At 71.2% G+C, this 24,353-nt stretch carries 29 protein-coding genes; 15 read left to right on the plus strand and 14 right to left on the minus strand.

The features are described from left to right. Positions 1-151 precede the first annotated feature (151 nt). Positions 152-784 (plus strand): RraA family protein, encoded by a 633-nt coding sequence (locus ABZO29_RS23990; RefSeq protein WP_367322230.1) that lies wholly within the window; start codon positions 152-154, stop codon positions 782-784. A 20-nt stretch (positions 785-804) separates the two neighbouring features. Beyond that, entirely contained in the window at positions 805-1,308 is a 504-nt protein-coding gene (locus tag ABZO29_RS23995) for an HAD domain-containing protein (protein WP_367326219.1), read from the plus strand. On the opposite strand, the gene ABZO29_RS24000 is transcribed toward ABZO29_RS23995, so the two are convergent. The 3 genes from ABZO29_RS24000 to ABZO29_RS24010 all read right to left on the minus strand — a co-directional run bounded on the left by ABZO29_RS24000 (position 1,305) and on the right by ABZO29_RS24010 (position 2,633). Then, positions 1,305-2,177, minus strand: a complete 873-nt coding sequence (locus tag ABZO29_RS24000; RefSeq protein WP_367322231.1) for a GNAT family N-acetyltransferase — start codon at positions 2,175-2,177, stop codon at positions 1,305-1,307. The two genes, ABZO29_RS23995 and ABZO29_RS24000, sit on opposite strands and share 4 nt — an antisense overlap. A gap of 85 nt (positions 2,178-2,262) precedes the next feature. Then, a complete protein-coding gene (locus ABZO29_RS24005) occupies positions 2,263-2,382 on the minus strand; it encodes a Clp protease N-terminal domain-containing protein (protein ID WP_367326220.1) in 120 nt (39 codons plus the stop codon). After that, entirely contained in the window at positions 2,361-2,633 is a 273-nt protein-coding gene (locus tag ABZO29_RS24010; protein ID WP_367322232.1) for a Clp protease N-terminal domain-containing protein, read from the minus strand. Before ABZO29_RS24010 ends, ABZO29_RS24005 begins: the two co-directional genes overlap by 22 nt. Before the next feature lie 305 nt (positions 2,634-2,938). Between ABZO29_RS24010 and ABZO29_RS24015 the strand changes: the two genes are divergently transcribed. The 3 genes from ABZO29_RS24015 (at position 2,939) to ABZO29_RS24025 (ending at position 4,646) form a co-directional block, all read left to right on the plus strand. Beyond that, on the plus strand, positions 2,939-3,451 hold the full coding sequence (locus ABZO29_RS24015; RefSeq protein WP_367322233.1) for a helix-turn-helix domain-containing protein: 513 nt from the start codon (positions 2,939-2,941) through the stop codon (positions 3,449-3,451). A 76-nt stretch (positions 3,452-3,527) separates the two neighbouring features. Then, on the plus strand, positions 3,528-4,178 hold the full coding sequence (locus ABZO29_RS24020) for a hypothetical protein (RefSeq protein WP_367322234.1): 651 nt from the start codon (positions 3,528-3,530) through the stop codon (positions 4,176-4,178). 132 nt (positions 4,179-4,310) lie between these two features. Next, positions 4,311-4,646, plus strand: coding sequence for a DUF2516 family protein (locus ABZO29_RS24025; protein ID WP_367322235.1), 336 nt, complete (start codon positions 4,311-4,313; stop codon positions 4,644-4,646). Positions 4,647-4,670: 24 nt separating this feature from the next. On the opposite strand, the gene ABZO29_RS24030 is transcribed toward ABZO29_RS24025, so the two are convergent. From ABZO29_RS24030 to ABZO29_RS24040, 3 genes are all read right to left on the minus strand, one after another. Then, positions 4,671-6,026, minus strand: a complete 1,356-nt coding sequence (locus ABZO29_RS24030; RefSeq protein WP_367322236.1) for a PP2C family protein-serine/threonine phosphatase — start codon at positions 6,024-6,026, stop codon at positions 4,671-4,673. A gap of 278 nt (positions 6,027-6,304) precedes the next feature. Then, positions 6,305-7,378, minus strand: a complete 1,074-nt coding sequence (locus ABZO29_RS24035) for an NlpC/P60 family protein (protein WP_367322237.1) — start codon at positions 7,376-7,378, stop codon at positions 6,305-6,307. Positions 7,379-7,561: 183 nt separating this feature from the next. Continuing rightward, a complete protein-coding gene (locus tag ABZO29_RS24040; RefSeq protein WP_367322238.1) occupies positions 7,562-8,380 on the minus strand; it encodes a class I SAM-dependent methyltransferase in 819 nt (272 codons plus the stop codon). Between the two features lie 232 nt (positions 8,381-8,612). Between ABZO29_RS24040 and mshA the strand changes: the two genes are divergently transcribed. Further along, positions 8,613-9,950 carry a D-inositol-3-phosphate glycosyltransferase gene (mshA, locus tag ABZO29_RS24045; RefSeq protein ID WP_367322239.1) on the plus strand — a complete coding sequence of 446 codons (1,338 nt, stop codon included), beginning with the start codon at positions 8,613-8,615 and terminating at the stop codon, positions 9,948-9,950. Then, complete coding sequence (locus tag ABZO29_RS24050; protein ID WP_367322240.1) at positions 9,943-10,443, plus strand: YbjN domain-containing protein; 501 nt, start codon at positions 9,943-9,945, stop codon at positions 10,441-10,443. The genes mshA and ABZO29_RS24050 overlap by 8 nt, the downstream gene beginning before the upstream one ends. 21 nt (positions 10,444-10,464) lie before the next feature. Here ABZO29_RS24050 and ABZO29_RS24055 read toward each other — a convergent pair whose 3' ends face one another. Continuing rightward, positions 10,465-11,283 carry an AraC family transcriptional regulator gene (locus ABZO29_RS24055; RefSeq protein ID WP_367322241.1) on the minus strand — a complete coding sequence of 273 codons (819 nt, stop codon included), beginning with the start codon at positions 11,281-11,283 and terminating at the stop codon, positions 10,465-10,467. Between the two features lie 49 nt (positions 11,284-11,332). On the opposite strand from ABZO29_RS24055, the gene ABZO29_RS24060 reads away from it, so the two are divergent. After that, a complete protein-coding gene (locus ABZO29_RS24060) occupies positions 11,333-11,767 on the plus strand; it encodes a DUF2000 family protein (RefSeq protein ID WP_367322242.1) in 435 nt (144 codons plus the stop codon). Between the two features lie 30 nt (positions 11,768-11,797). On the opposite strand, the gene ABZO29_RS24065 is transcribed toward ABZO29_RS24060, so the two are convergent. Both ABZO29_RS24065 and ABZO29_RS24070 read right to left on the minus strand, forming a co-directional pair. Beyond that, the gene (locus ABZO29_RS24065) at positions 11,798-12,001 is read right to left on the minus strand and encodes a dehydrogenase (RefSeq protein ID WP_367322243.1); all 204 of its coding nucleotides are present in this window, start codon (positions 11,999-12,001) and stop codon (positions 11,798-11,800) included. A gap of 18 nt (positions 12,002-12,019) precedes the next feature. After that, on the minus strand, positions 12,020-13,279 hold the full coding sequence (locus ABZO29_RS24070; protein ID WP_367322244.1) for an MDR family MFS transporter: 1,260 nt from the start codon (positions 13,277-13,279) through the stop codon (positions 12,020-12,022). Between the two features lie 183 nt (positions 13,280-13,462). On the opposite strand from ABZO29_RS24070, the gene ABZO29_RS24075 reads away from it, so the two are divergent. After that, positions 13,463-14,224: a phosphoglyceromutase gene (locus ABZO29_RS24075; protein WP_367322245.1), complete on the plus strand. Its 762-nt coding sequence runs from the start codon at positions 13,463-13,465 to the stop codon at positions 14,222-14,224. Positions 14,225-14,365: 141 nt separating this feature from the next. On the opposite strand, the gene ABZO29_RS24080 is transcribed toward ABZO29_RS24075, so the two are convergent. The 4 genes from ABZO29_RS24080 to phoU all read right to left on the minus strand — a co-directional run bounded on the left by ABZO29_RS24080 (position 14,366) and on the right by phoU (position 16,144). Then, positions 14,366-14,584 (minus strand): hypothetical protein, encoded by a 219-nt coding sequence (locus ABZO29_RS24080; protein ID WP_367322246.1) that lies wholly within the window; start codon positions 14,582-14,584, stop codon positions 14,366-14,368. A 137-nt stretch (positions 14,585-14,721) separates the two neighbouring features. Then, complete coding sequence (locus ABZO29_RS24085) at positions 14,722-14,973, minus strand: SCO4226 family nickel-binding protein (protein WP_367322247.1); 252 nt, start codon at positions 14,971-14,973, stop codon at positions 14,722-14,724. Positions 14,974-15,165: 192 nt separating this feature from the next. Then, positions 15,166-15,321, minus strand: coding sequence for a hypothetical protein (locus tag ABZO29_RS24090; RefSeq protein WP_353694908.1), 156 nt, complete (start codon positions 15,319-15,321; stop codon positions 15,166-15,168). A 121-nt stretch (positions 15,322-15,442) separates the two neighbouring features. Continuing rightward, complete coding sequence (gene phoU / locus ABZO29_RS24095; protein ID WP_367322248.1) at positions 15,443-16,144, minus strand: phosphate signaling complex protein PhoU; 702 nt, start codon at positions 16,142-16,144, stop codon at positions 15,443-15,445. Between the two features lie 223 nt (positions 16,145-16,367). Here phoU and ABZO29_RS24100 point away from each other — a divergent pair, with 223 nt between their 5' ends. Continuing rightward, positions 16,368-17,633 (plus strand): sensor histidine kinase, encoded by a 1,266-nt coding sequence (locus tag ABZO29_RS24100; RefSeq protein WP_367322249.1) that lies wholly within the window; start codon positions 16,368-16,370, stop codon positions 17,631-17,633. Beyond that, positions 17,630-18,310 carry a response regulator transcription factor gene (locus tag ABZO29_RS24105; RefSeq protein WP_073941673.1) on the plus strand — a complete coding sequence of 227 codons (681 nt, stop codon included), beginning with the start codon at positions 17,630-17,632 and terminating at the stop codon, positions 18,308-18,310. The genes ABZO29_RS24100 and ABZO29_RS24105 overlap by 4 nt, the downstream gene beginning before the upstream one ends. Positions 18,311-18,437: 127 nt before the next feature. Here the strand turns inward: ABZO29_RS24105 and ABZO29_RS24110 are convergent, their stop codons facing one another. Then, positions 18,438-19,088, minus strand: a complete 651-nt coding sequence (locus ABZO29_RS24110) for a DUF461 domain-containing protein (RefSeq protein WP_367322250.1) — start codon at positions 19,086-19,088, stop codon at positions 18,438-18,440. Between the two features lie 675 nt (positions 19,089-19,763). Between ABZO29_RS24110 and ABZO29_RS24115 the strand changes: the two genes are divergently transcribed. The 4 genes from ABZO29_RS24115 (at position 19,764) to cysS (ending at position 24,318) form a co-directional block, all read left to right on the plus strand. Beyond that, complete coding sequence (locus tag ABZO29_RS24115; protein ID WP_003953493.1) at positions 19,764-20,246, plus strand: CarD family transcriptional regulator; 483 nt, start codon at positions 19,764-19,766, stop codon at positions 20,244-20,246. Positions 20,247-20,516: 270 nt separating this feature from the next. After that, positions 20,517-21,269 (plus strand): 2-C-methyl-D-erythritol 4-phosphate cytidylyltransferase, encoded by a 753-nt coding sequence (gene ispD / locus ABZO29_RS24120; RefSeq protein ID WP_367322251.1) that lies wholly within the window; start codon positions 20,517-20,519, stop codon positions 21,267-21,269. Further along, entirely contained in the window at positions 21,259-21,765 is a 507-nt protein-coding gene (gene ispF, locus ABZO29_RS24125; protein WP_367322252.1) for a 2-C-methyl-D-erythritol 2,4-cyclodiphosphate synthase, read from the plus strand. Before ispD ends, ispF begins: the two co-directional genes overlap by 11 nt. A gap of 1,152 nt (positions 21,766-22,917) precedes the next feature. Beyond that, positions 22,918-24,318 (plus strand): cysteine--tRNA ligase, encoded by a 1,401-nt coding sequence (gene cysS, locus ABZO29_RS24130; RefSeq protein ID WP_367322253.1) that lies wholly within the window; start codon positions 22,918-22,920, stop codon positions 24,316-24,318. Positions 24,319-24,353: the final 35 nt, after the last annotated feature.

The raw sequence follows: 24,353 nt of genomic DNA on the forward strand, positions 1-24,353 counted from the left end.
CACGTCCGTCCGTGTGCTGTGCTCGCGGAAAACGCAGAGAAAGAGGCGGGCTCCTGGCCCGCCACGGCCTCACTCGGAGGCCGGGCACCCAACTCGCTCACGGCCCGAGGCCGACCCGGCAGTCATGGGAAGGGACGCTACCTTCATGCTCATGACTGACGCCACCGAGTTCCAGGGCTTCCAGGACATCCCCACGACCACCCTCGCCGACCTCCTGGGCCGCGCCCAGGTCATGGACATCGGCATCCGCCCCCTGTGGGGGCCTGTCGGCCGGGTCGCCGGTCCCGCCTTCACCGTCAGCTGCCCGCCCGGCGACAACCTCATGCTGCACGCGGCGATCTACCGCGCGCAGCCGGGCTCGGTCGTGGTCGTGGAGTCCGGCGACCTGGACTACGCGCTGGCCGGCGGGAACGTCTGCGCGGTCGCCCAGCGCCGCGGCATCACGGCCTTCGTCCTCGACGGCCTCATCCGTGACCTCGCCGAGGCACGCGAGGCGGGATTCCCCGTCTTCGGCCGCGGTGTCATCCCGATTCCGGGTGCCAAGTCCGTCGTACGACCGCTGGGCGAGCGCGTGCGGTGCGGTGGCGTGGCGGTCGACGCGGGCGATGTGGTCGTGGCCGACGAGGAGGGCGTCGTGGTCGTGCCCGCCGCCGGCCGGGAGGAGGTGCTGGCGGCCGCCCGGGCCAGGCTCGCCAAGGAGGCGGCCGAGACCCTCGACGCGTGGGAGGAGGCACACCGGGCCCGCGTCGACAAGATCCTGGCCGAGAACGGCTTCGAGGGCTGACCCTGGCCCTGATGGCTGCGATGCTGCTTTTCCTCGACGTCGACGGGACGCTGCTGCCGTTCGGCGGGCCGGGGCCGTATCCGGCGTACGACGCGCCGCCCGCGTCCGACGCCCTGCCCGCCGTACATCCCCTGCTGGACCGCATCGACCCCGCGCTCGGCCCACGGCTGCGGGCGCTGGGGTGCGAGCTGGTGTGGGCGACGACCTGGCTGGACGACGCGAACGCGTGCGTCGCGCCCTGGCTCGGCCTGCCCGCGCTGCCGGTGGTGGACTGGCCGGAGGAGCCGCGGGACGCACCGTTGTACAGCGGGCCGCACTGGAAGACGCGGCCCCTCGTCGCCTGGGCGGGCGGCCGCCCCTTCGTCTGGCTGGACGACGAGATCACCACCGCCGACCGCATCTGGGTCGCCGCCCACCATCCCGGCCGAGCACTGCTGCACCGCGTGGATCACCGCTCGGGGCTCACCGAGGCGGACTTCGCGGCGGTGCGGGAGTGGCTGACGGGTACGGACGGCAGCGGCTAACTGACTTCCGGTGAGAAGTCGTACGCCGCCCAGTCGGTGAGCGTGCGATAGCCGAGGCGCTGGTAGAGGGCGTTGCTGGTGGGGTTGGACAGGTCCGCGAAGAGCACGACCTCCCTCGCGCCCGCGGCCAGGGCGGCCCGGCTCACCTCCGCCGTCACGGCGCCCGCGTAGCCGCGGCCGCGCAGGTGGGCCGGGGTGTGGACGACGTCCACCTGGACCTGGCCGCCGATCACCGGGTTCATGCCCGCGACGGAGACGGGAGTGCCGTCCGGGGTCTCCCAGACGGTATAGCGCTTGTCGGCGAAGCGCGTGTTCGCCCAGGAGCCGGCGTCGATGGAGACGACTTCCCCGACGGCCTTGGCGAACTCGCCGCACCAGAACATGACCTGCTCGAGGTCCTGCTCGCCCAGGACGCGGCCCCGGCCCGCCGGCATCGGCTCCGGCGGGGTGAGTGTGCCGAGGCGGTACAGACGCAGCCGCGTGTCGCGGATTCTCGGCCTCGCGCCGGTGTGCCGCTGCCAGGCCCGGGCGAAAGCGGTGGCGGTGTTGTGGTCCGCGCTGACGGAGGGAAGGGAGTGCCCGACGGCGGCCAGGTGGGCGGCGAGGGTGTCGGCCTGCTCAGGCGTGAGCGGGGTGAGGACCAGAGCACGGGGAGGGAGGCGGTAGAAGGCGGCGCGGACCTCGCCCGCTCGCTCCAGCACGCCGAAGACGGGGGCTTCGGTGCCGAACGCGTGCGCCCCACGTGCTCGCAGTCTCGCGGCCCACGTCAGCGGCATGACGTGCAGGCCGGGCCGCGAGCGCAGGAAGTCCCCGGCTCGGGCGACAAAGTCGTCCAGGTCTTCGGTGAGGTGCCAGTCGTCCGCGCGCATGCTTCATGATTCCCCACGCTGTGGGTGTGCCCCGAACTTTTCGGCCACCGCCGCTCTTGGCCGAATGCCGCGTGTCGTTATGGGCTCAGGTGTCCGCGGTCGTGGCGTCGAGGGCGGCCGCGTCGAAGCCGGCCTCGGCCAGCATGTCGGCGGCGACTCCGCGGCCGACCTGGGCGAGTCCGATCAGCAGGTGGTCGCAGCCGATGCGCTCGGAGCCGTTCGGGACCGGTGGACCGTCTCCGGTGAGAGACCGGAGGACCGCAGGAGCCGGGTGGCGCGGTTGTCCTGCGCGGTCGGTCCCCAGAGCAGGTGCTCGGTGCCGACGTAGTTGGCGCGGTGCTGGACTGCCGCCTGCTTGACGTGGGTCATCGCCTGGCGGAGGCCGTCGGTCATCGTCTCGGGGCCGTAGCGCTTGTGCGGGGCGTGGAAGCGCTGCTGGACCGCCTGCCGGGTCACGCCCAGCCGGCCTGCGACGGCGACCGTGAGGAGGGCGAGCCAGTCGGGCTGTTCCCGGCTGCCGGGGCGGCGCGCGGTGTCGCACCTGCGGCGGCCGATCGGCGTCCACCATCAGGGCCGTGCCGACTCGAACCGGACCGACCGCAGTGCTCCAGCGGCCCCGCACTCACGGACCCCCACCCGCGCCGACGTATCTCCGCACGGAGACAGGACAACAGTCACGCCACTGACACCCATGCGTGGCGCGGAACACTTTTGCAAGCGGGTGCTTGCAATAGTTAGCGGAGTTGGTGCACAGTGGAGGCATGGCATCGCTCAACGTCGGCAATCTCGGTGAGTACCTGCGCGAGCAGCGGCGCAACGCGCAGCTGTCGCTGCGGCAGCTCGCCGACGCCGCCGGGGTGTCCAATCCGTATCTGAGCCAGATCGAGCGCGGCCTGCGCAAGCCGAGCGCGGAGGTGCTGCAGCAGGTCGCCAAGGCGCTGCGGATCTCCGCGGAGACGCTGTACGTGCGCGCGGGCATCCTCGACGCCGAGCGGGACCGGGACGAGGTGGAGACACGCGCCGTCATCCTCGCCGATCCCACGCTGAACGAGCAGCAGAAGCAGGTCCTGCTCCAGATCTACGAGTCCTTCCGCAAGGAGAACGGGTTCGGGGCCGACGTGGCAGCGGACGGCGCGGCCGAGCACAGCGCCGACGACGGCGACAAGAGCGGCAAGACCAGCAAGAGCAGTACGAACACCGAGAAGTCGACCGCCCCGCGCCGTTCCCGTACGGCCGGCGGCGGCGAAGCCGATCCGCAGCGGACGGCTGGCTGAGCCGGACCAGGGCACCGGCCGTCCCACTGCGGACCACAAACCCTCAACCGAAATCGAAACCGGGAGGACCATCACCATGGCCATCACCGACGACCTGCGCAAGACCTTCAGCGACCCGACTCCGCTCTATTTCGCCGCCGGCACCGCCGACCTGGCATTCCAGCAGGCCAAGAAGGTGCCCGGTCTGGTGGAGCAGCTGCGCGCCGAGGCTCCGGCCCGTATCGAGGCCGTGCGCAGCACCGACCCCAAGGTTGTCCAGGAGAAGGCCGCCGCGCGCGCCAAGGAGGCGGGCGCCAAGGCCAAGGAGGCGCAGGAGAGCATCCAGGCCAGGGTCAACGAGTTCATCACGACCCTCGACGGCGACATCAAGAAGCTCGGCAGCACCCTCGACGCCGACCTGAAGAAGCTCGGCGAGACCGCCCAGGACCTCGCCCTGCGCGGCGTCGGCGTCGCCGCCGAGTACGCCGTGAAGGCCCGGGAGACCTACGAGAAGGTCGCCGAGCACGGTGAGCAGGCCGTGCGGACCTGGCGTGGCGAGGCCGCCGAGGAGATCGAGGAGATCGCCGTGGCCGTCGAGCCGAATGCCAAGCCGGTCGAGGCCAAGGAGGAGCCGGCGCCGGCGAAGCCCGCCCAGGCCGAGTCCGCCGCGGCCAAGAAGGCCACCCCCGCCAAGAAGACCACGCCGCGCAAGCCCGCCGCGAAGAAGACGACGCCGCCCGCCAAGTGAACCGGGCGAGCGGTACCCGGACGGGCCGGGCACTCCTGGAGTGCCCGGCCCGTTCTTCGGGTAGCGGGCTTCCGGGAGCGGGTACGGTGACCGCGTGGATACGAACCGAGTCTGGTGGTGGACGTTGTGCTGATGCAGGGGTTCGCAGGGTTCATGTGGCTGCTGAGCATGGCCCTGATCCTTTTCAGCGGCTTCGCGCTGATCGACGCCGCCGTTCGCCGCGAGGACGCCTATCGGGCGGCGGACAAGCAGACCAAGCCGTTCTGGCTGATCATCCTCGGGATCGCCTTCGTGGTGAACCTGATCTTCAACATCCTGTCGTTCCTGCCGATCATCGGCCTGATCGCGACCATTGTGTACATGGTCGACGTACGGCCGGCACTGCGGGGGCTCCCGGGCGGCGGTCGCAGCCGACGGGGCGGCTCGAGCAGCGACGGGCCGTACGGGCCGTACAACGGCGGGCGCTGAGCCCTTACGGCGACCGGGGCGCGGCTATGGCACCCGGTCCAGCAGCACCACCGCGACGTCGTCCGTCAGCTCGCCCCCGTTCAGCTCGCGGACCTCGTTGACCGCGGCCCGCAGCAGGTCCTCGCCGCGCAGGCCGGCCTCGAACTGGCGGCGCACCATCTCCACCATGCCGTCCTGGCCGAGCCGCTCCCGGCCCTCGCCGACGCGGCCCTCGATCAGACCGTCGGTGTAGAGCATCAGGCTCCACTCGGCGCCCAGCTCGACCTGCATCCGCGGCCAGCGCGCGCCCGGCAGCAGGCCGAGGGCGGGGCCGTTGTTGTCGTACGGCAGGAGCTTCGCGGGCCGGCCGGGGCGGGCGATCAGCGGGGACGGGTGTCCGGCGAGGCAGAGGCCCGCGCGTCGGCCGTCGGGGGCGATGTCGATCGTGCAGAGGGTCGCGAAGATCTCGTCGTTGGCCCGCTCGTGTTCGAGGACCTGCTGCAGGGTGCCGAGGAGTTCGTCCCCGCACAGGCCGGCCAGCGTCAGCGCCCGCCAGGCGATGCGCAGCTCCACGCCGAGCGCGGCCTCGTCGGGGCCGTGGCCGCAGACGTCACCGATCATGGCGTGCACGGTGCCGTCGGGCGTGCGGACGGTGTCGTAGAAGTCGCCACCGAGCAGCGCGCGCGAGCGGCCGGGGCGGTAGCGGGCGGCGAAGCGGAGCGAGGAGCCTTCGAGCAGCGGTGTCGGCAGCAGGCCGCGCTCCAGTCGGCGGTTCTCCTGCGCGCGCACGCGCCCCTCGGCGAGTCGGCGCTCGGCCGTGTCGGAACGTTTCCTCTCCACCGCGTACCGGATGGCCCGGCTCAGCAGTCGCCCGTCCAGTTCGTCCCGGAAAAGATAGTCCTGGGCGCCCACGCGCACCGCCTCGGCCCCGCGCTCGGCGTCGGAGGACGCGGTGAGCGCCAGCACCGCGTGCCGGGGCGCGAGCTCCAGTACGTGCTTGAGTACGGCGAGCTCGTCGTCGTCACCGGTCCGGCCGGGCGCCGACAGCGCCAGGTCGAGCAGGATGCAGTGCACGTCGTCGGTCAGCAGCCGCTCGGCCTCGGTGAGGTTGCGGGCGGTGCGGACACGGATCGGCTTGCCGGCCGGGTCGAGCAGATCGGGGACGATCGGCGAGCCGCCGGGGTCGTCCTCGATGAGCAGCAGCGTCAGGTTGGTGTGCGGGACGCTGCCGACGTTATGGGTGTTGTTGCCGGCGGGAGCGGCGCTGTTGGTGCTGTTCTCGGCTGTGCCGTCCTTGCGCGGGGCTTCTTCCTTGGAGGGGCCGCCGGCTGCGGGTGCGGCCTGCGCCTGACCACTCTCCGCGGCCGGGATCGCTCTCTGCCGCGGTACGGGTACGGGCATTGTCCTGGTTCCTTCCCTCCCCCCGAGGGCACGGTGGGGCGAGGGGACCTCGACCCACCGACCGGGACCATAGCGGTAGTCGGCGCCGCAACGGAATGGCGTAAGACACGCTGCTTGGCGGCTCGCCAGTGTCATATGCCGCGTTCCCTACCGCAGTTGGACAGGATGCCCGTCGTGCGGTAATGACGAACGTCACGTCCGTCAAGGGTTTGGGGAACCATCGTGCGTGCCGTGGGTCACGTGGCCCGCGTCTCACTTCGGGTGGCATATCCGGTATTTCATGCATCGGGCCTGACCACGCCCAGGATCGGCATGGAGCCCGCCCCCGCGATCGTCACCGTCCGCCCCGGCCGCGGGGCGTGCACGATGGCCCCGTCGCCGATGTACATCCCGACATGGCTGGCGTCGTCGAAGTAGATGATCAGATCGCCGGGGCGCATGTCCTTGACGGCGATGTGCTTCAGCTGCTTCCACTGCTCCTGCGAGGTGCGCGGGATGCCGTGGCCGGCGGCCAGCCAGGCCTGTGAGGTCAGGCCCGAGCAGTCGTACGAGCCGGGGCCCTCGGCGCCCCATACGTACGGCTTGCCCATCTGGTCGGTGGCGAACTTCACGGCCTTCTTGCCCTGTTCGGACGCCTTGCCGTTGATTTCGTCGAGTATGCCCGAGTCCAGCCAGGCCGTCTGCGCCTTGTACGCGGCCTCCGCCTCAAGCTCGGCGAGGCGCTCCTTCTCCTCCTTCTCCAGCTGAGCCTCGAGCTTCTCGGCCGCCGCGATCTGCTTCTCGATCTTCTTCTGGGCCTCGGCCTTGGCCTGGCGGTTGGCCTCCAGTTGCTGCCACTGGGCGGAGGCGTCCTTGGCGTACTGCTCCAAGTCCTGCTGGGTGCGGGTCATTTCCGCGATCAGGCCCTTGGTCGCCTTCTCGCCCTGCAGGACCCGGCCGGCGCCGTCGAGGAACTCCCGCGGGTCGTCGCTCAGCATCAGCTTGGCCTCGTCCGGCAGCCCGCCGGTGCGGTACTGCGCGGCGGCCGCGGAGCCCGCGCGGTCCTTCAACTCGTCCAGTTTCTCCTGGCCCTTGACGATCTTCTTGGCCAGTTCGACGATCTCGGCGGACTGCTGCTCGGCCTTCTCCTCGGCGGCGTTGTAGGCGTCCGTGGCCACGGCCGCGTCGTGGTAGAGCGCGTCGAGCTTCTCGCGTACGGCCTCAAGGTCCTTGCCGGCCCGGATGGTCGGGGTGGCCGTCGGGGTCGGGGTGGGGCTAGGGCTCGCGAACGCCGTGCCCGGTACCGCCAGCACCGTGACCGCGCAGACCACGGTCACAGCCGCCGCGATCAGGCCGCGCTTGCCCGTACCCATACTTCCCCCAAAACTGATTTACCGTCAGTAACTTACGGGTGCCTGGGGGATCGTGCCACGTTGTGCCACAAAACGACAGAGGGAGCCTTCCCCCCGTTCCCTCCCCGGCATGACCATCTCCCCGCCTTTGTGACGAACGACTCACGTAGATCGTTCCCTGCGGGCCAGGGCCGGGGTGTGCGGTCAGGGGATGCGCGGCGCCAACGCGTCCCACCGCACCGACACTTCGCCCTGCCGCCATCGCACGGGCCCGTCCGTCACCGGCCAGTCGGCGGTGAGGTCGCGCACCGCGCGTATCCAGCGCTGACGGGCGCCGTAGGAGGCGTAGGGCGCGGCCGCGGCCCATGCGCGGTCGAAGTCGCGCAGGAAGGCGTGCACGGGTTCGCCCGGGACGTTGCGGTGGATGAGCGCCTTCGGCAGGCGCTCCGCCAGGTCGGAGGGGCGGTCGAGCGACCCGAGCCGCGTCGCGAAGGTGACCGTGCGCGGTCCCTCCGGGCCGAGTGCGACCCACACGTGCCGCCGTCCGATCTCGTCGCACGTCCCCTCGACCAGCAGCCCGCCCCGCGCGCCGGTCGCCGGGTCGGCCGGTGCGAGCCGCGCGCACAGCCGCTGCCAGACCGCGGCGACCTCGGCCTCGTCGTACTGCCGCAGGACGTTGGCGGCACGGACGAGATGGGGCCGCTGGGGGATGGGGATCTCGAAACCGCCGTGCCGGAAGACGAGTCCCTCCCGCTCGAACGGCCGCGCGGCCGCGACCCGCGCCGGTTCGATCTCGACGCCCACCACGCGCGCGTGCGGTGCGACCGAGCGGAGCCGGGCGAGAAGTTCGACCGCCGTCCAGGGAGCGGCGCCGTAGCCGAGGTCGACGGCGACCGGCGCGCCGGCCCGGCGCAGCTCGGCGCCGTACGTCGCCGCGATCCAGCGGTCCATGCGGCGCAGGCGGTTGGGGTTGGTGGTCCCGCGCGTGACTGTGCCCACGGGGCGGGCGGCGCGGGATGTCATGGGTACGAGGGTATGGGCGGCGCCCGGGCCGGTGGCGATCGGGCCTCCACTGAGGATCGGGCCTCCACGCACCCGGCCATCGAACGGTTGAGCGGACATCGGTAATGGCTCGGTAAAAAACACCCCGCACGGAACCCGCACGGAATGGGAACCCTTCCCTCCGGTGTTGCCGCACTTTGGAGGGCACCCCACTCCCTCCGTCCGGCATGCCCGCAGCAAGGAGGAACGCCACGTGAGCCAGTACGTCAGCAGGCTCGGGCGTCGCTCCCCGGCGGCACCCCACCGGCTGCGCCTGCACCGCCGTCCTCGCCGCATCGCCATGCTCTCGGTGCACACCTCACCGCTCCACCAGCCCGGCACCGGCGACGCCGGCGGAATGAACGTATACATCGTGGAGCTCGCGCAGCGCCTCGCCGCGATCAACATCGAGGTCGAGATCTTCACGCGCGCCACCACGGCCGCCCTCCCCGCCACCGTCGAGCTGGCCCCCGGCGTCCTGGTTCGCCACATCGACGCCGGCCCCTACGAGGGCCTGGCGAAAGAAGAGCTCCCGGCCCAGCTGTGCGCCTTCACCCACGGCGTGATGCAGGCCTGGGCGGGCCACCGCCCCGGCTACTACGACCTCGTCCACTCGCACTACTGGCTCTCCGGCCACGTCGGCTGGCTCGCCGCCCAGCGTTGGGGCGCTCCCCTGGTGCACGCCATGCACACCATGGCCAAGGTCAAGAACGCCGCGCTCGCCGAGGGCGACACCCCCGAGCCCGCCGCCCGCGTCATCGGCGAGACCCAGATCGTCGCGGCCGCCGACCGCCTCATCGCCAACACCGCCGAGGAGGCCGACGAGCTGGTCCGGCACTACGCCGCCGACCTCGACAAGGTCGCCGTCGTCCACCCCGGCGTGAACCTCGCCCGCTTCAGCCCCGCGGACGGCCGCGCCGCGGCCCGAGCCCGCCTGGACCTCCCCCAGGACGCGCTGATCCCGCTGTTCGCGGGCCGCATCCAGCCCCTGAAGGCACCCGACGTGCTCCTGCGCGCGGTCGCCGTGTTGCTGGGCGAGCGGCCCGACCTGCGCTCCCGCATCGTCGTACCGATCGTCGGCGGTCCCAGCGGAAGCGGCCTCGCCAAGCCGGAGGGCCTGCAGAAGCTGGCGGCCCGGCTCGGCATCGCGGACGTCGTACGGTTCCGTCCGCCCGTCGGCCAGGAGCAGCTGGCGGACTGGTTCCGCGCCGCGTCCGTCCTCGTCGTCCCCTCCTACAGCGAATCGTTCGGCCTCGTCGCCATAGAGGCGCAGGCGACCGGTACGCCGGTGCTCGCGGCCGCGGTCGGCGGGCTGCCGGTGGCCGTGCGCGACGGCGAGACCGGCGTCCTCGTCCAGGGCCACGATCCCGCCGCGTACGCGCGCGTGCTCGCCGGCTTCGCCGACCGCCCGGAGCTGCCGTCCCGCATGGGCGCGGCCGCAGCCCGGCACGCCCAGTCCTTCGGCTGGGACACCGCCGCCGCGGCGACGGCAGACGTCTACACGGCCGCGATGCACGCCCACCGTCGTCGCGTACGCTCCCACCATGGGTGAGCAGCAGCGCGCGTCGCAGGTCATCGAGGCCGTCCTGAAGGACGCCGAACTGGAGTGGGAGAGCCCCGAACCCGGCAACTACGTCGTGAAACTCCCCGGCACCCGCAAGCTGTCGACAACGGTCTCGCTGCTGGTGGGCCGCCACTCCCTCTCCCTCAACGCCTTCGTCATCCGCCACCCCGACGAGAACGAGGCGGGCGTCCACCGCTGGCTCCTCGAGCGCAACCTCAAGCTGTACGGCGTGAGTTACGCCGTGGACCGGCTCGGCGACGTCTACGTCACCGCGAAGCTGCCCGTCTCGGCCGTCACGGCCGACGAGATCGACCGCCTCCTCGGCCAGGTCCTGGAGGCCGCCGACGGCAGCTTCAACACCCTCCTGGAACTGGGCTTCGCGGGCGCCATCCGCCGGGAGTACGCGTGGCGGGTGTCCCGGGGCGAGCCGACACGGAACCTGGACGCGTTCGCGCACCTCACACAGCGCCCGGCGGACTGAGGACGGCCCCCGGAGGGGCGGTCAAGCGCGCGCGTACCGGGCGTACCGCCCCGGTGTCACTCCCACCAACTTCCTGAAGTGCCGGGTGAGATGGGCCTGGTCGTAGAACCCGGTCAGGGCCGCCGTCTCACCCGGTGTCCGGCCCTCGAGCAGCAGCCGGCGCGCCCGGTCCACCCGGCGGGACGTCAGGTACTGGTGCGGTGCGATGCCGTACGCGCCGCTGAACGCACGTACCAGATGGGCGGGATGCGCCTGGACGAGCGTGGCGGCCTCCTCCAGGGTGAGGCCCTCGGTGACGCGTTCGTCGAGGAGTTCGCGCAGCCGGCGCGCGAGAGCGGGATCGCGCCGCGGACCCGGCGCGGAGACTCCCGGCCGCAGATGCGCCCGCAGCCGCTCGCCGACGAACGTCAGCCGGCTGCCCGCCTCCAGCTCGTCGCCGGGCTGAGCGAGCGCCGTGTGCAACTGCCCCACGCGCTGCCGCAGCAGGGGATCACGCAGGTCGGGACCGTCGACGGCGGGCCCGATGAGGTCGTCGCCGAGGTGGGTGCCGTCGAGATAGAGGACGCGTTTGCGGAAACCGTGCGGGGTGGCCGGGGAGCCGTTGTGCGGGACGTGCGGCGGCAGCAGCGACACGGTGTCGTGCGGGGTGCCGTGCTCGTGCCGGTCGAGGTCGTACCGTACGGCGCCGTCGTCGACGATCAGCAGCGTCCAGGCCTCGTGTACGTGCATCGGGTAGGCGTACTCGGTGAAGTGGGCGTGGAAGACCTCGACGACGCCGGGGACACGGGGACGCCACGCGGAGACTTCGTCCACTTCGCCCTGAGCACGCTGAGCGGCCATGCAAAGAACGTACAAGACGGCGTCGTGCGCCGGTCGGCAGTCTCTTCCCATGAGTGAGGCGAGTGAGGCACCCATCCGTTTCGACACCAAGATCGCCGTGCTGCTGCGCGAGGACCTGGAGACATGGCAGCGGCTGAACGTGACCGCGTTCCTGGTCAGCGGCCTGGGCGCACAGCTCCCCGAACTGATCGGGGAGCCCTACGAGGACGGGGACGGGGTGCCGTACCTGCCCATGTTCCGGCAGCCGGTGCTGGTCTTCGAGGCCACGAAGGAGACGTTGACGACGGCGCACGCGCGCGCGTTGAGCCGTGCACTCCCGCGCGCGGTCTTCACCCACGACCTGTTCACCACGGGCAACGACCGGGACAACCGGGCGGCGGTACGGGCGGTGCCGACGGGGGAGCTGGATCTGGTGGGGCTGGCGGTGTACGGGCCGAGGAACGCGGTGGACAAGGTGGTGAAGGGGGCGCGGATGCATCCGTGAGGAGGATTGGGCAGGCGGCGCGAGTGGGCCTCAGCGGCGGAACAGCTCCGGATGGGGGCACGGCTCGAGCGGAGCCTCCGGCCGGTCTGCCCAGGCCCACCACAGGTGGCGACGGGAGCAGCGCCACAGCGTGCGGCAGACGCGTCGGCCGTCGTCCTCGCGGCCGCAGAGGACGAGGCCGCCGTACTTCATGGCGGTGCGGCACCGCGGACAGGTGGGCGGTGGCGAGGTCATGGTCGTCACCGTAGTGGCTCAGGCCGCGCTGACCTCGGGCTTCGCCGCGGCAGAGGCGTCGCCGCCCGCCGCGCCCGCCACCGGGAGGCGCCGCATGAGCGCCTCGTACCCCACCGCGGCCGCCGTACCGACGACCGCGCACAGCCCCCACAACCACACCGCGCCGAACCGGTCGATGACGAAGCCGGACATCAGCGGGGCGACGAGGGCGGCGACCGACCAGGACATGGTGTACATCCCCTGGTAGCGGCCGCGCCCGTGCGTGGGGGAGAGGCGGACGACGAGCCCCGTCTGCGTCGGCGCGTTGACGATCTCGGCGAGCGTCCACACGCACACGGTGAGCGCGAAGACGCCGACCGATCCGGCGAAGGCGGTGAGCCCGAAGCCGTAACCCGCGAGGAGGGCGGAGAGCACGAGCAGCCGCCGCGGATCGCGGTGCTCGATGAAACGGGTTACCGGGATCTGGAGCGCGACGATGAGCACACCGTTGACGGCGATGGCCATGCCGTAGTCGGCGGGGGTGAAGCCCGCCGCGCCCATCGCCACGGGCAGTCCGACCGACCCCTGCTGGAAGACGAGCGCGATGAGGAAGGACAGCCCGACGACACCCATGAACCGCCCGTCACGCAGCACCGTCCCGAGCCCGACCCCTTCCTCCCCGGCCTTCTCGGTGGCCGTGCGCCGGGGCCGCGACTCCGGCAGCTTCAGGAAGACGAGGACGGCACAGGCCATCGTCATACCGGCCTCGATCAGGAACCCGGCGAGGTAGCTGACCTCGGCGATGAACCCGGCGGCCATGGCGGAGACGGCGAAGCCGAGGTTGATGGCCCAGTAGTTGAGGGAGAAGGCGCGCACGCGGTCCTCGGGCCGCACGATGTCGGCCATCATCGCCTGCACGGCGGGCCGGGAGGCGTTGCTCGCCATCCCCACCAGGAAGGCGACCGCGGCGATGGCGGCGGGATCCCGTACGAACCCGAGCAGCGCCACGGCCACGGCGGTGGAGGCCTGGGCGACGAGCAGGGTCGGCCGCCGCCCGAGCCGGTCGGCCATGACCCCCGCCCCGAGGGAGGAGACGACCCCGCCGAGGCCGTGCAGGGAGGCGACGAGACCGGCGTACGAGGCGGAGTAGCCGCGGTCGAGGGTCAGGTACAGCGCCATGAAGGTGGCCACGAAGGCGCCGAGCCGGTTGACGAGGGTGCTGGTCCACAGCCACCAGAACTCACGGGGAAGCCCGGAGACGGAGTCCCGGGCGGCACGTCTGAGGGCGGCGACGGACAAGACGGATCCCCCCACGGATGTCAGCGGCTGTAGGCAGCTACAAAGGCCTGTAAGTGCCTCTGGCGGCAGGCACAACTTACAAAGCCGGGTCCGTGGAAGGCCACCGAATTAACAGATCCCGTCAACTGTCCGCCCCTCGGGCAGGGGGCGGACGGCACGAAAGGCGTGGATTAGGCTCATCGCATGGCCGACGCACCGTACAAGCTGATCCTCCTCCGCCACGGCGAGAGCGAATGGAACGCGAAGAACCTGTTCACCGGCTGGGTGGACGTCAACCTCAACGAGAAGGGCGAGAAGGAGGCAGTCCGCGGCGGTGAGCTGCTGAAGGACGCCGGCCTGCTGCCCGACGTGGTCCACACGTCCCTCCAGAAGCGCGCGATCCGCACAGCGCAGCTGGCCCTCGAGGCCGCGGACCGCCACTGGATCCCCGTCCACCGCAGCTGGCGCCTGAACGAACGCCACTACGGCGCCCTCCAGGGCAAGGACAAGGCGCAGACCCTGGCCGAGTTCGGCGAGGAGCAGTTCATGCTGTGGCGCCGCTCGTACGACACCCCGCCGCCCCCGCTCGAGGACGGCACGGAGTTCTCGCAGAGCGACGACCCCCGCTACGCCTCGATCCCCCCGGAGCTGCGCCCCCGCACGGAGTGCCTGAAGGATGTCGTCGTCCGCATGCTCCCGTACTGGTACGACGGCATCGTCCCCGACCTCCTGGCCGGCCGCACGGTCCTGATCGCCGCCCACGGCAACAGCCTCCGCGCCCTGGTCAAGCACCTCGACGGCATCTCCGACGCCGACATCGCGGGCCTGAACATCCCGACAGGCATCCCGCTCGCCTACGAACTCGACGCCGACTTCAAGCCGCTCACGCCGGGCGGCCGCTACCTCGACCCGGATGCGGCCGCGGCAGCGATCGAGGCGGTCAAGAACCAGGGCAAGAAGAAGTAAGCCCGACTGATCAAGCCCCCTGCCTGCGGGTTCGCTTCAGGCAGGGGGCTTCTTGGTGGGTCGGGGCCCTCTGTGGGTCCGTCAGGGCATCGATCAGTGCCCAGAAGCCGGCCCAGGTCATCACGGGTGCCGCACCACTTGTCAGGGGAGCTTCCTCATCGCTCGCAGCCCTACCCAGTACGCGAGGAATGTGATGGCCAAGCTGGCGAGGGCAGCGGCCACCTGGTCGTACTCCTGGTTCAGCTTCTTCGCCGCTTCATGAAGTGGATCAGAAACGAACAGAAAAGCTGTCGTGGCGGCCAGGGTGGCTCCAGCCTCGTCCTTGGTCCACCGAGCTTTCGGCTCGGAGTCGTTTGTCACCCGATGGTTGTATCGGGGACTCGGACGGTGTGCAAGATCGGCTGGTTCTTCAAGCGTGGCTCTGGCCCGCCGCAGCCAGGTGGTAGACCCCTGCGCCCGCGCTCGGCGCAGGCGCAGGGGTCGGCTCCGACAGGGGATCACCAGATCGACAGCGGTACCGGATGGACCTCGTCCGCCTTGTGGCCCGCGCGTTCGTGGACGCGTTGGACCGCTTCGGCCGAGGGGCCTTGGGAGAGGCAGTAGACGGTTCCCGACTCCGGGTCCGCCCAGGCGCGCTCGAAGTGCACGCCCTCGTCCCCTTCTACCGCGAGGTCGGCCTGGTGGGCTTCCCTCAGTTGTTCGGCCGTGATGCCCTTCATATCGTGGTGGACGTCCATGAACTGGGCCATGGCCTCGCACCCCCTTTCGGTGCGCTCGCCTCTTCTTTCCGCGTCCGCTTCCATCCTGCTCCCGAGTCGCCGCCCGGTCGAGCCGGGGCCCATGCGCCACCGGGCGGGCCGGTCGGCACGCGCACAGGCCAAGGGCCCCGGCTTCCGCCGGGGCCCTTCAGCGTCGTACGAGGTCTGATGCGTCGTACGCCCTCAACCGCACTGGCAGGGGTTGCCCGACTGGCAGCCGCAGCCGCAGCCCGAACCGCAGCCGCAGGCGCCGATGAGCATCAGGTTCCTGATCTCGGCAGGCTGCTCGGTCTCGCGCTCCTGCGTGGGGTCGGGCGTCGTGCTGGGGGATTCGGCCATGGGCCCTCCTCGAGACTGGTGCCTTGCCGCCTTTGCCCATTGGATGCCCGGTCCGCTGGGCGCATCAACGGCGCACAGAGGCTCGGGCGCGCTCCGCACCGTCCCTTTCACTCCCTGGCCGTCAGGCTCCTTCGCCCCCGGTCACCGGCTGGATCTCCGGCTGCAGGTCCTGCTGGAGATCGTCCGCGTGCTCGCCCGTCACCAGGAACACCACGCGCTTGGCGACCGCCACCGCGTGGTCGGCGAAGCGCTCGTAGTAACGGCCGAGGAGCGTGACGTCCACCGCCGTCTCGATGCCGTGCTTCCAGCGCTCGTCGATCAGGTGCTGGAAGAGGGTGCGGTGGAGGAGGTCCATCGCGTCGTCGTCCGTCTCCAGCTGGAGGGCCAGGTCGACGTCCTTGGTGATGATGCACTCGGCCGCCTTCGCCATCAGGCGCTGCGCGAGCTGGCCCATCTCCAGGATGGTGGCGTGCAGGTCCTGCGGGATCGCCCGCTCCGGAAAGCGCAGCCGGGCGAGCTTCGCCACATGCTGGGCCAGGTCGCCGGAGCGCTCCAGGTCCGCGGACATACGCAGCGACGTGACGACGATCCGGAGGTCCGTGGCGACCGGCTGCTGCCGGGCCAGGAGCGCTATGGCGCGCGCCTCAAGGTCGTGCTGCAGATCGTCGACCTTCTTGTCGGCCTCGATCACGCTCTCGGCCAGCTTCAGGTCGGAGTCGAGGATCGCCGTCGTGGCGCGCCCGATCGCCGAGCCGACCAGCCGGGCCATCTCCACCAGACCGTCGCCGATCGAATCCAGTTCCTCGTGGTACGCGTCCCGCATCAGGGTTCCCTCTCGTACGTCATTCTTGGGGGCTCCGGGGGCCAGAACCGGCCGTGAGACCGGCGCTGCGAACCCCACGCTCCCACGTTCCGGCCCGTACGCGTCGGTTTCCGTCACCCCAAATGAACCACTACTGGCTCCAAGGTGAACTCTGGGCGACGAGTGTTCGAGCTCGCACCTCGACGGCTGTGGCCGGGCCGTATCCCATGCCTAACCTGGACGCATGGACGTGAACGCGGCGGTCGCCGCAGCGGCAGCGATCGCCGGGGTGCTCACCGGCGTGATCGCTGCGCTGGCGTTCCGCTGGAGCGAGCGGGAGCAGAAGCGCCCGACCCGCACCTCCCTGCACACGGACCCCGTGCTCCCGCCGGGCGTGGACACCGTGCTGTCCGTGCTGCGGTCCTCCGCCGTCGTCCTCGACGAAGCCGACGCCGTGGTCAAGGCCAGCTCCGCCGCGTACGCCCTCGGGCTGGTACGGGGCGGCAAGCTCGCCGTCGAGCCCATGCTGCAGATGGCGCGGGACACCCGCAGGGACGGCGAGATACGCCAGGTCGAACTGGACCTTCCCCGGCGCGGGACCGGACGCGGCGAGGCCCTCGCCGTCTCCGCGCGCGTCGCGCCCCTCGGCTCCCGGCTCGTGCTCCTCCTCGTCGAGGACCTCACCGAGGCCCGGCGCATCGAGGCCGTTCGCCGCGACTTCGTGGCGAACGTCAGCCATGAGCTCAAGACCCCGGTCGGGGCGCTCTCCCTGCTGTCCGAGGCCGTCATGGACGCCGCCGACGACCCGGAGGCCGTCGAGCGCTTCGCCGGACGGATGCAGATCGAGGCCACCCGGCTCACCAACCTGGTGCAGGAGCTCATCGACCTGTCCCGGGTGCAGAACGACGATCCCCTCGAGGACGCGGAGCCCGTCCGCGTCGACGAGCTCGTCGCCGAGGCCATCGACCGCTGCCGGCAAGCGGCGGGCACGAAACAGATCACGATGGCCGCCGGCGGCACGGCCGACCTGCACGTCTGGGGCCACCGCGGCCAGCTCGCCGCCGCCCTCGGCAACCTCGTCGAGAACGCCGTCAACTACTCGCCCGCCCGCACCCGCGTCGGCATAGCCGCCCGCCGGGTGACCGCGCCCGGCGGGGAGCACATCGAGATCGCCGTCACCGACCAGGGCATCGGGATCTCCGACAAGGACAAGGAGCGCATCTTCGAGCGCTTCTACCGTGTCGACCCGGCCCGCTCCCGTGCCACGGGTGGTACGGGCCTCGGCCTGGCGATCGTCAAGCACGTGGCCGCCTCGCACGGCGGGGAGGTCACGGTGTGGAGCTCGGAGGGACAGGGCTCCACCTTCACCCTGCGGCTGCCGGAGGCGGGTGCCGCCCGAGAGCGGGCACACCAGCATCCCGACCTCGACGAAGAGGACGGGCAGCCCACCGAGACACCCCCCGAGTCAACCGCGTACCAAACGCTTTCCGCCCCGGAGGTCCTTCCGTGACCCGTGTGCTCGTCGTCGAGGACGAGGAGTCCTTCTCCGACGCCCTGTCGTACATGCTCCGCAAGGAGGGCTTCGAGGTCGCCGTCGCGACTACCGGGCCCGACGGACTCGACGAGTTCGAGCGCAACGGCGCCGACCTCGTCCTCCTCGACCTGATGCTGCCGGGCCTGCCCGGCACGGAGGTGTGCCGCCAGCTGCGCGGCCGCTCCAATGTCCCCGTGATCATGGTGACCGCCAAGGACAGCGAGATCGACAAGGTCGTCGGCCTGGAAATAGGAGCCGACGACTACGTCACCAAGCCGTTCTCCTCGCGCGAACTGGTCGCCCGCATCCGCGCCGTGCTGCGCCGCCGTGGCGAGCCGGAGGAGGTCGCCCCGGCGGCCCTGGAGGCCGGCCCGGTCCGCATGGACGTCGACCGCCACGTGGTGACGGTGTCCGGATCGAAGGTGGACCTGCCGCTCAAGGAGTTCGACCTCCTCGAGATGCTGCTGCGCAACGCCGGCCGCGTGCTCACCCGCATGCAGCTCATCGACCGCGTGTGGGGCGCCGACTACGTCGGCGACACCAAGACCCTCGACGTCCACGTGAAGCGGCTGCGCGCGAAGATCGAGCCCGACCCGGGTGCGCCGCGGTACCTGGTGACGGTGCGGGGCCTCGGCTACAAGTTCGAGCCGTAAACCGCTGGGCGCACATCGCCCCTGCGTCGGGCGTACGTGACGAAGGGCGGGACCTCCCGGTGAGGTCCCGCCCTTCTCGTCCACGGCCGGATGCCGTCGTACGACCGGACAGCCGTCGTACGACCGCTCAGTGGCCGGCGGCCGAGCCCGACGGCGAGGCCTCGCCCGAGGCGGACTCGGACGGCGAGCCCGCGGTGCCCTCGCCCGGCTCCCCGCTCGCGCTTTCGCTCGCGCTCTCGCTCGGCGAGGCGCCCGGCGCGGCCGGCATCTCGCTGGGGCCCCACTTGGAGAAGTAGCCCTTGGCGGGGACGACGAAGGCGCGCAGGCTCACCTCGCCGGTCTCGCTGAAGGTGAAGGTGAGCTTCTGGGCGTTGCCGTCCTGGACCGCCTCGCGGCCGCGCGGCAGCACCGCGGAGGCGTTGTTCTCACCGCCGATGACGACCGAGCCGCCGGCCGGGATGGTCAGCTCGCCCTTGCCCTTGGCGGGCGAGATGTCGGCGGACTCACCACCGTCCAAGGTGATGGAGTCCAGCGTCTGGGCGGTGCGGCCGGTGTTGAAGACGGTCGCGGAGATCACCGCGGGGCCCGTCGACTCCAGGTCGGGCTGGGTGATGACCAGCACGTTCTGCAGCTTGATGTCGCCGACCGAGGTGGCGGCGTTGTCCGGCTTGATCTCCAGTGTCTGAGAGTCGTTGCCGGCGGCGCAGCCAGCGAGCGAGGCGATCGAGAACGCGAGGGCGGAAGCGGCGAGGGCGCCGCGTCGAAGGCTGCTGCTCACGGCGGCGGCAACTCCTTGAACGCAGGGGCGGCTCTCCTTAATAAAGCCGCCCTAAGTGTCTGTCAGCGGCCTTAGGCTACCGAGCCGTTCCCGGGCTGCCGCACCCGACCCTCCCCCGAGCCCCTGGCTTCGCTCATGCAGGGGTGTGTACCGGCTCTCCCTCACCGGTCTCGCGTGACTCCGGAGTCCCATTGGACTCGTACTCGTACGGCATTCACATAAGCCTCCCCGAGTCTCCGTGGTGACGGCGCGCAAAAATTTCCGTGAAGGAATGCGCGACCGCCCGGAGAATTGATCACATCGGCGATCACGGAGGTGATCGCGACAGTGATCACGACGGATCGGTCGGCTGTTCCGGGAGCCCCTGTGATCAATTCCGGATTCGTCTCGTATCCGACTCCGCGCACCGAACGGAGTAGCGGAAGTCGATCACTTGGAACCGGACATTTGTGGATGTTCGGCCGCCTGGAGGGGTCTCCGGATGTGTGTAACGGGTGCGTTTCACCCTCCCCGAAGAGCCGCTCCGACCTGCGAATACCTGCTTCCGGTCGGCCCGCGCAGCACGTTCCTGTTGCTGTTGTCAAGCCCCGAGATATGCCCTGACCTGCGAAAACGCCATTCAGAAGACGCCGTATCCGTGTTACCCTGGATAGCCACGGAAGGGGTACCTGTCACATGACGTTCAAGGTTGGCGACACCGTGGTCTATCCCCATCACGGGGCCGCGCTGATCGAGGCCATCGAAACTCGCCAGATCAAAGGCGTGGACAAGACCTACTTGGTGCTGAAGGTCGCCCAGGGTGACCTGACGGTGCGTGTGCCAGCGGACAATGCGGAGTTCGTCGGCGTGCGTGATGTGGTCGGTCAGGACGGGCTGGACCGGGTCTTCGAGGTGCTGCGCGCGCCGTACGCCGAGGAGCCCACGAACTGGTCTCGTCGTTACAAGGCAAATCTGGAGAAGCTCGCCTCCGGCGATGTCATCAAGGTCGCGGAAGTCGTGCGTGACCTGTGGCGTCGTGAGCGCGAGCGCGGACTCTCCGCAGGTGAGAAGCGCATGCTCGCCAAGGCTCGGCAGATCCTGGTGAGCGAGCTCGCCCTCGCGGAGAACACGAACGAGGACAAGGCCGAGGCTCTGCTCGACGAGGTTCTCGCGTCCTGAGCGTCCCTGTGCAGGCAGCCTGCCCGCCCAGCTCAGTACATTGAAATGCCGCGGTGCCCGATGACGCATTCCCGTCGCCGGGCGCTGCGGCATGTTCGCGCTCGGACGCCGCGAGTACGTTCATCTCGGGGGAACTCCCCCCGATACTTGGCGTGCCGGGCCCGGGCAGCTGTCTCGACCGGTGTCACGGAAGGGTCCGGTCAAGGCGTCGCGCCCGGCACGCTGTGGCCATACCCACGTAGGCCGAGCACACAAACCTGACAGGAACCGATGTCTGACGATTCGCGCCCTTCGCCCGCACCTTCGCGCACCGCTGCGGTGATCCCGGCCGCCGGTCGGGGCGTACGCCTCGGCCCGGGCGCCCCCAAGGCGCTACGCGCGCTGAACGGTACTCCCATGCTGATCCACGCGGTGCGCGCCATGGCCGCGTCGCGGGCCGTCTCGCTGGTCGTCGTCGTGGCCCCGCCCGACGGCGCGGGTGAGGTCAAGTCCCTGCTCGACGCGCACGCGCTGCCCGAACGGACGGACTTCCTGGTCGTCCCTGGAGGGGAGTCGCGGCAGGAGTCCGTGAAGCTGGGGCTGGACACGCTGCCGCCGGAGTACGACATCGTGCTCGTGCACGACGCCGCGCGGCCGCTGGTGCCGGTGGACACGGTGGACGCCGTGATCGAGGCGGTACGGGAGGGCGCTGCGGCCGTGGTGCCGGCGCTGCCGCTCGCGGACACCGTCAAGGAGGTCGAACCGGCGGGGGTCGTGGGTGACCCCGAGCCGGTCGTCGCCACGCCCGAGCGGGCGCGGCTGCGGGCGGTGCAGACGCCGCAGGGCTTCGACCGGGCGACGCTGATCCGGGCGCACGAGACGGTGACCGAGAACGTCACCGACGACGCGAGCATGGTCGAGCAGCTCGGGCAGCGGGTGGTGGTCGTGCCGGGACACGAGGAGGCCTTCAAGGTCACGCGCCCGCTGGACCTGGTGCTGGCGGAGGCCGTGCTGGCGCGCAGGAGGCTGAACGATGGCTTCTGAGCCGCCCGAGTCGCTGCCCGTGCTGCCCCAGGTGGGCATCGGTACGGACATCCACGCCTTCGAGGAGGGCCGCGAGCTGTGGTGCGCCGGCCTGAAGTGGGAGGGCGAGGGGCCCGGACTGGCCGGTCACTCCGACGCGGACGTCGTCGCACACGCCGCCTGCAACGCGCTGTTCTCGGCGGCGGGGCTCGGTGATCTGGGGCAGCACTTCGGCACGGGGCGGCCGGAGTGGTCCGGTGCGTCGGGAGTCGTGCTGCTGACGGAGGCCGCGCGGATCGTGCGGGCGGCCGGCTTCCGGATCGGGAACATCGCGGTGCAGGTCGTCGGCCCCAGGCCGAAGATCGGCAAGCGGCGGGACGAGGCGCAGAAGGTCCTGTCGGAGGCGGCGGGGGCACCGGTGTCGGTGTCCGGGGCGACGACGGACGGGCTGGGGTTCCCCGGACGGGGAGAGGGGCTGATGGCGGTGGCCACGGCGCTGGTGGTACGGGTCGTCTGACGCCGCGTTCTTCTGCCCACCCGCCTTCCCGACCCGGCGGGGTGAGGGGCTGCCGTTCCTGGGGCTCCGCCCCGGACCCGGCGGGGCTTCGCCCGTGCGCCCCTGGCGGGGCTTCGCCCGGGACCCCGGTAGGGACGCGTCCCCCCGCACCCTGGTGGGGCTGCGCCCCTGCACCCCGGTCGTGCCCGCCCATCCGCCCGGCACGGTGGGGAGTGACCCTCGTCCTGGGGGTTAGCCCCGGACCTCGGTGGGGACGCGTCCCCTGCACCCCGGGTGGGGCTCCGCCCGGACCCGGCGGGGCTTCGCCCGTGCGCCCCTGGCGGGGCTTCGCCCGGGACCCCGGTGGGGACGCGTCCCCCCGCACCCTGGCGGGGCTGCGCCCCTGCACCCCGGTCGTGCCCGCCCATCCGCCCGGCACGGTGGGGAGTGACCCTCGTCCTGGGGGTCCGCCCCGGACCTCGGTGGGGACGCGTCCCCTGCACCCCGGGTGGGGCTCCGCCCGGACCCGGCGGGGCTTCGCCCGTACGCCCCTGGCGGGGCTTCGCCCGTACGCCCCTGGCGGGGCTTCGCCCGTGCGCCCCTGGCGGGGCTTCGCCCGTGCGCCCCTGGCGGGGCTTCGCCCGTGCGCCCCTGGCGGGGCTTCGCCCGTGCGCCCCTGGCGGGGCTTCGCCCGTGCGCCCCTGGCGGGGCTTCGCCCGTGCGCCCCTGGCGGGGCTTCGCCCGTGCGCCCCTGGCGGGGCTTCGCCCGGAACCCTGGTAGGGACGCGTCCCCCGCACCCCTGGCGGGGCTTCGCCCGTGCACCCCTGGGCTTGGCCGGCTCGGTCGGCGAGTGCCCCTTGGTGAACGGCGTTCCCGGAGCTCGGCGGTGTCCGCGGGGCTTCGCCCCTGCGCCGCGGCTTGCCTGCCCGGCGCCCGGCTGGGAGACGTGTACCTGCCTCGTGCAGTCGGTCGGCTCCGCCGTTGGGTTGGTCCTGAGGCTTTGCCCACAGCGCGGCGGGGCTCCGCCCTGGACTTCCGGGCCCTTGCCCAGTCGCCGCCCGACTCGGGCGGACACGTCACGCCGGCCCGAGCGCCGCAGGTCGACGTCACGAATGCGTCCCCCTTGGGCCGGAGGTCGCAAGGCACTCCCCTCTGCCCACTACCCTGGACACGTGACTATTCGCCTGTACGACACCAGCGCCCGGCAGATCCGTGACTTCTCCCCGCTCACGCCGGGTTGTGTCTCGATCTACCTGTGTGGTGCCACCGTGCAGGCCGCGCCCCACATCGGGCACATCCGGTCGGGGCTGAACTTCGACATCATGCGGCGGTGGTTCGAGTACCGCGGCTATGACGTGACGTTCATCAGGAACGTCACGGACATCGACGACAAGATCATCACCAAGTCCGCCGACCAGGGCCGCCCCTGGTGGTCGATCGGGTACGAGAACGAGCGGGCCTTCACCGACGGGTACGAGGCCCTCGGCTGCCTGCCGCCGACGTACGAACCGCGTGCGACCGGGCACGTGCCCGAGATGATCGAGATGATGCGGGGGCTCATCGAGCGCGGGCACGCCTACGAGGCCGACGGCAACGTCTACTTCGACGTGCGCTCCTTCGCCGACTACCTCCAGCTCTCCAACCAGGAGCTGGAGAACCTGCGTCAGCCCGAGAGCGAGGGCGAGACCGGCAAGCGGGACCAGCGCGACTTCGCCATGTGGAAGGCCGCCAAGCCGGGGGAGCCGAGCTGGGAGACGCCGTGGGGGCGGGGACGCCCGGGCTGGCACCTCGAGTGCTCCGCCATGGCCCACAAGTACCTGGGTGCCGCATTCGACATCCACGGGGGCGGGCTCGATCTGATCTTCCCCCACCACGAGAACGAGATCGCCCAGGCCAAGGCGTTCGGCGACGACTTCGCCCAGTACTGGGTGCACAACGCCTGGGTCACCATGAGCGGCGAGAAGATGTCCAAGTCCCTGGGCAACTCCGTGCTCGTGAGCGAGATGGTCAAGCAGTGGCGACCCATCGTCCTGCGCTACTACCTCGGCACCCCCCACTACCGCTCCATGATCGAGTACAGCGAGGAGGCCCTGCGCGAGGCCGAGTCCGCCTTCGCGCGGATCGAGGGCTTCGTGCAGCGCGTCGTGGAGAAGGCCGGCGGAGCCGTCGAACCCGCCGCCGAGGTCCCGCTCGCCTTCGCCGAGGCCATGGACGACGACCTCGGCGTACCGCAGGCACTCGCCGTCGTGCACACGACGGTCCGGCAGGGCAACAGCGCACTGGCCGCCGACGACAAGGAAGCCGCCGTCGCCCGCCTCGCCGAGGTACGCGCCATGCTCGGCGTCCTCGGACTCGACCCGCTCGACCCGCGCTGGGCCGGTGAGGCCGACCGCGGCGACGATCTGCACGGCGTCGTCGACAGCCTCGTACGCCTCGTCCTCGACCAGCGCGAGTCCGCCCGCGCCCGCAAGGACTGGGCCACCGCGGACGCCATCCGCGACCAGCTCAACCAGTCCGGACTCGTCATCGAGGACAGCCCACAGGGACCGCGCTGGAGCCTCGGCCCGCGCTGAGTCGTCCAGGATTCCAGGAGTCCCAAAGTCCGGGA

The organism is Streptomyces sp. HUAS ZL42 (assembly GCF_040782645.1).
Taxonomy (GTDB): domain Bacteria; phylum Actinomycetota; class Actinomycetes; order Streptomycetales; family Streptomycetaceae; genus Streptomyces.

Bases quoted from the DNA above. Each gene is read 5' to 3' on its own strand.
- ABZO29_RS24100 (WP_367322249.1), top strand. From the start codon at position 16,368: ATGGACGTGAACGCGGCGGTCGCCGCAGCGGCAGCGATCGCCGGGGTG.
- ABZO29_RS24030 (WP_367322236.1), bottom strand. From the start codon at position 6,026: ATGCCCGTACCCGTACCGCGGCAGAGAGCGATCCCGGCCGCGGAGAGT.
- ABZO29_RS24055 (WP_367322241.1), bottom strand. From the start codon at position 11,283: ATGGCCGCTCAGCGTGCTCAGGGCGAAGTGGACGAAGTCTCCGCGTGG.
- ABZO29_RS24040 (WP_367322238.1), bottom strand. From the start codon at position 8,380: ATGACATCCCGCGCCGCCCGCCCCGTGGGCACAGTCACGCGCGGGACC.
- ABZO29_RS24020 (WP_367322234.1), top strand. From the start codon at position 3,528: ATGGCCATCACCGACGACCTGCGCAAGACCTTCAGCGACCCGACTCCG.
- ABZO29_RS24085 (WP_367322247.1), bottom strand. From the start codon at position 14,973: ATGGCCCAGTTCATGGACGTCCACCACGATATGAAGGGCATCACGGCC.
- ABZO29_RS24000 (WP_367322231.1), bottom strand. From the start codon at position 2,177: ATGCGCGCGGACGACTGGCACCTCACCGAAGACCTGGACGACTTTGTC.
- phoU (WP_367322248.1), bottom strand. From the start codon at position 16,144: ATGCGGGACGCGTACCACGAGGAACTGGATTCGATCGGCGACGGTCTG.
- ispD (WP_367322251.1), top strand. From the start codon at position 20,517: ATGTCTGACGATTCGCGCCCTTCGCCCGCACCTTCGCGCACCGCTGCG.
- ABZO29_RS24015 (WP_367322233.1), top strand. From the start codon at position 2,939: ATGGCATCGCTCAACGTCGGCAATCTCGGTGAGTACCTGCGCGAGCAG.
- ABZO29_RS24065 (WP_367322243.1), bottom strand. From the start codon at position 12,001: ATGACCTCGCCACCGCCCACCTGTCCGCGGTGCCGCACCGCCATGAAG.
- ABZO29_RS24075 (WP_367322245.1), top strand. From the start codon at position 13,463: ATGGCCGACGCACCGTACAAGCTGATCCTCCTCCGCCACGGCGAGAGC.
- ABZO29_RS24035 (WP_367322237.1), bottom strand. From the start codon at position 7,378: ATGGGTACGGGCAAGCGCGGCCTGATCGCGGCGGCTGTGACCGTGGTC.
- ABZO29_RS24060 (WP_367322242.1), top strand. From the start codon at position 11,333: ATGAGTGAGGCGAGTGAGGCACCCATCCGTTTCGACACCAAGATCGCC.
- ABZO29_RS24025 (WP_367322235.1), top strand. From the start codon at position 4,311: ATGCAGGGGTTCGCAGGGTTCATGTGGCTGCTGAGCATGGCCCTGATC.
- ABZO29_RS23990 (WP_367322230.1), top strand. From the start codon at position 152: ATGACTGACGCCACCGAGTTCCAGGGCTTCCAGGACATCCCCACGACC.
- ABZO29_RS23995 (WP_367326219.1), top strand. From the start codon at position 805: ATGCTGCTTTTCCTCGACGTCGACGGGACGCTGCTGCCGTTCGGCGGG.
- ABZO29_RS24115 (WP_003953493.1), top strand. From the start codon at position 19,764: ATGACGTTCAAGGTTGGCGACACCGTGGTCTATCCCCATCACGGGGCC.
- ispF (WP_367322252.1), top strand. From the start codon at position 21,259: ATGGCTTCTGAGCCGCCCGAGTCGCTGCCCGTGCTGCCCCAGGTGGGC.
- ABZO29_RS24050 (WP_367322240.1), top strand. From the start codon at position 9,943: ATGGGTGAGCAGCAGCGCGCGTCGCAGGTCATCGAGGCCGTCCTGAAG.
- ABZO29_RS24090 (WP_353694908.1), bottom strand. From the start codon at position 15,321: ATGGCCGAATCCCCCAGCACGACGCCCGACCCCACGCAGGAGCGCGAG.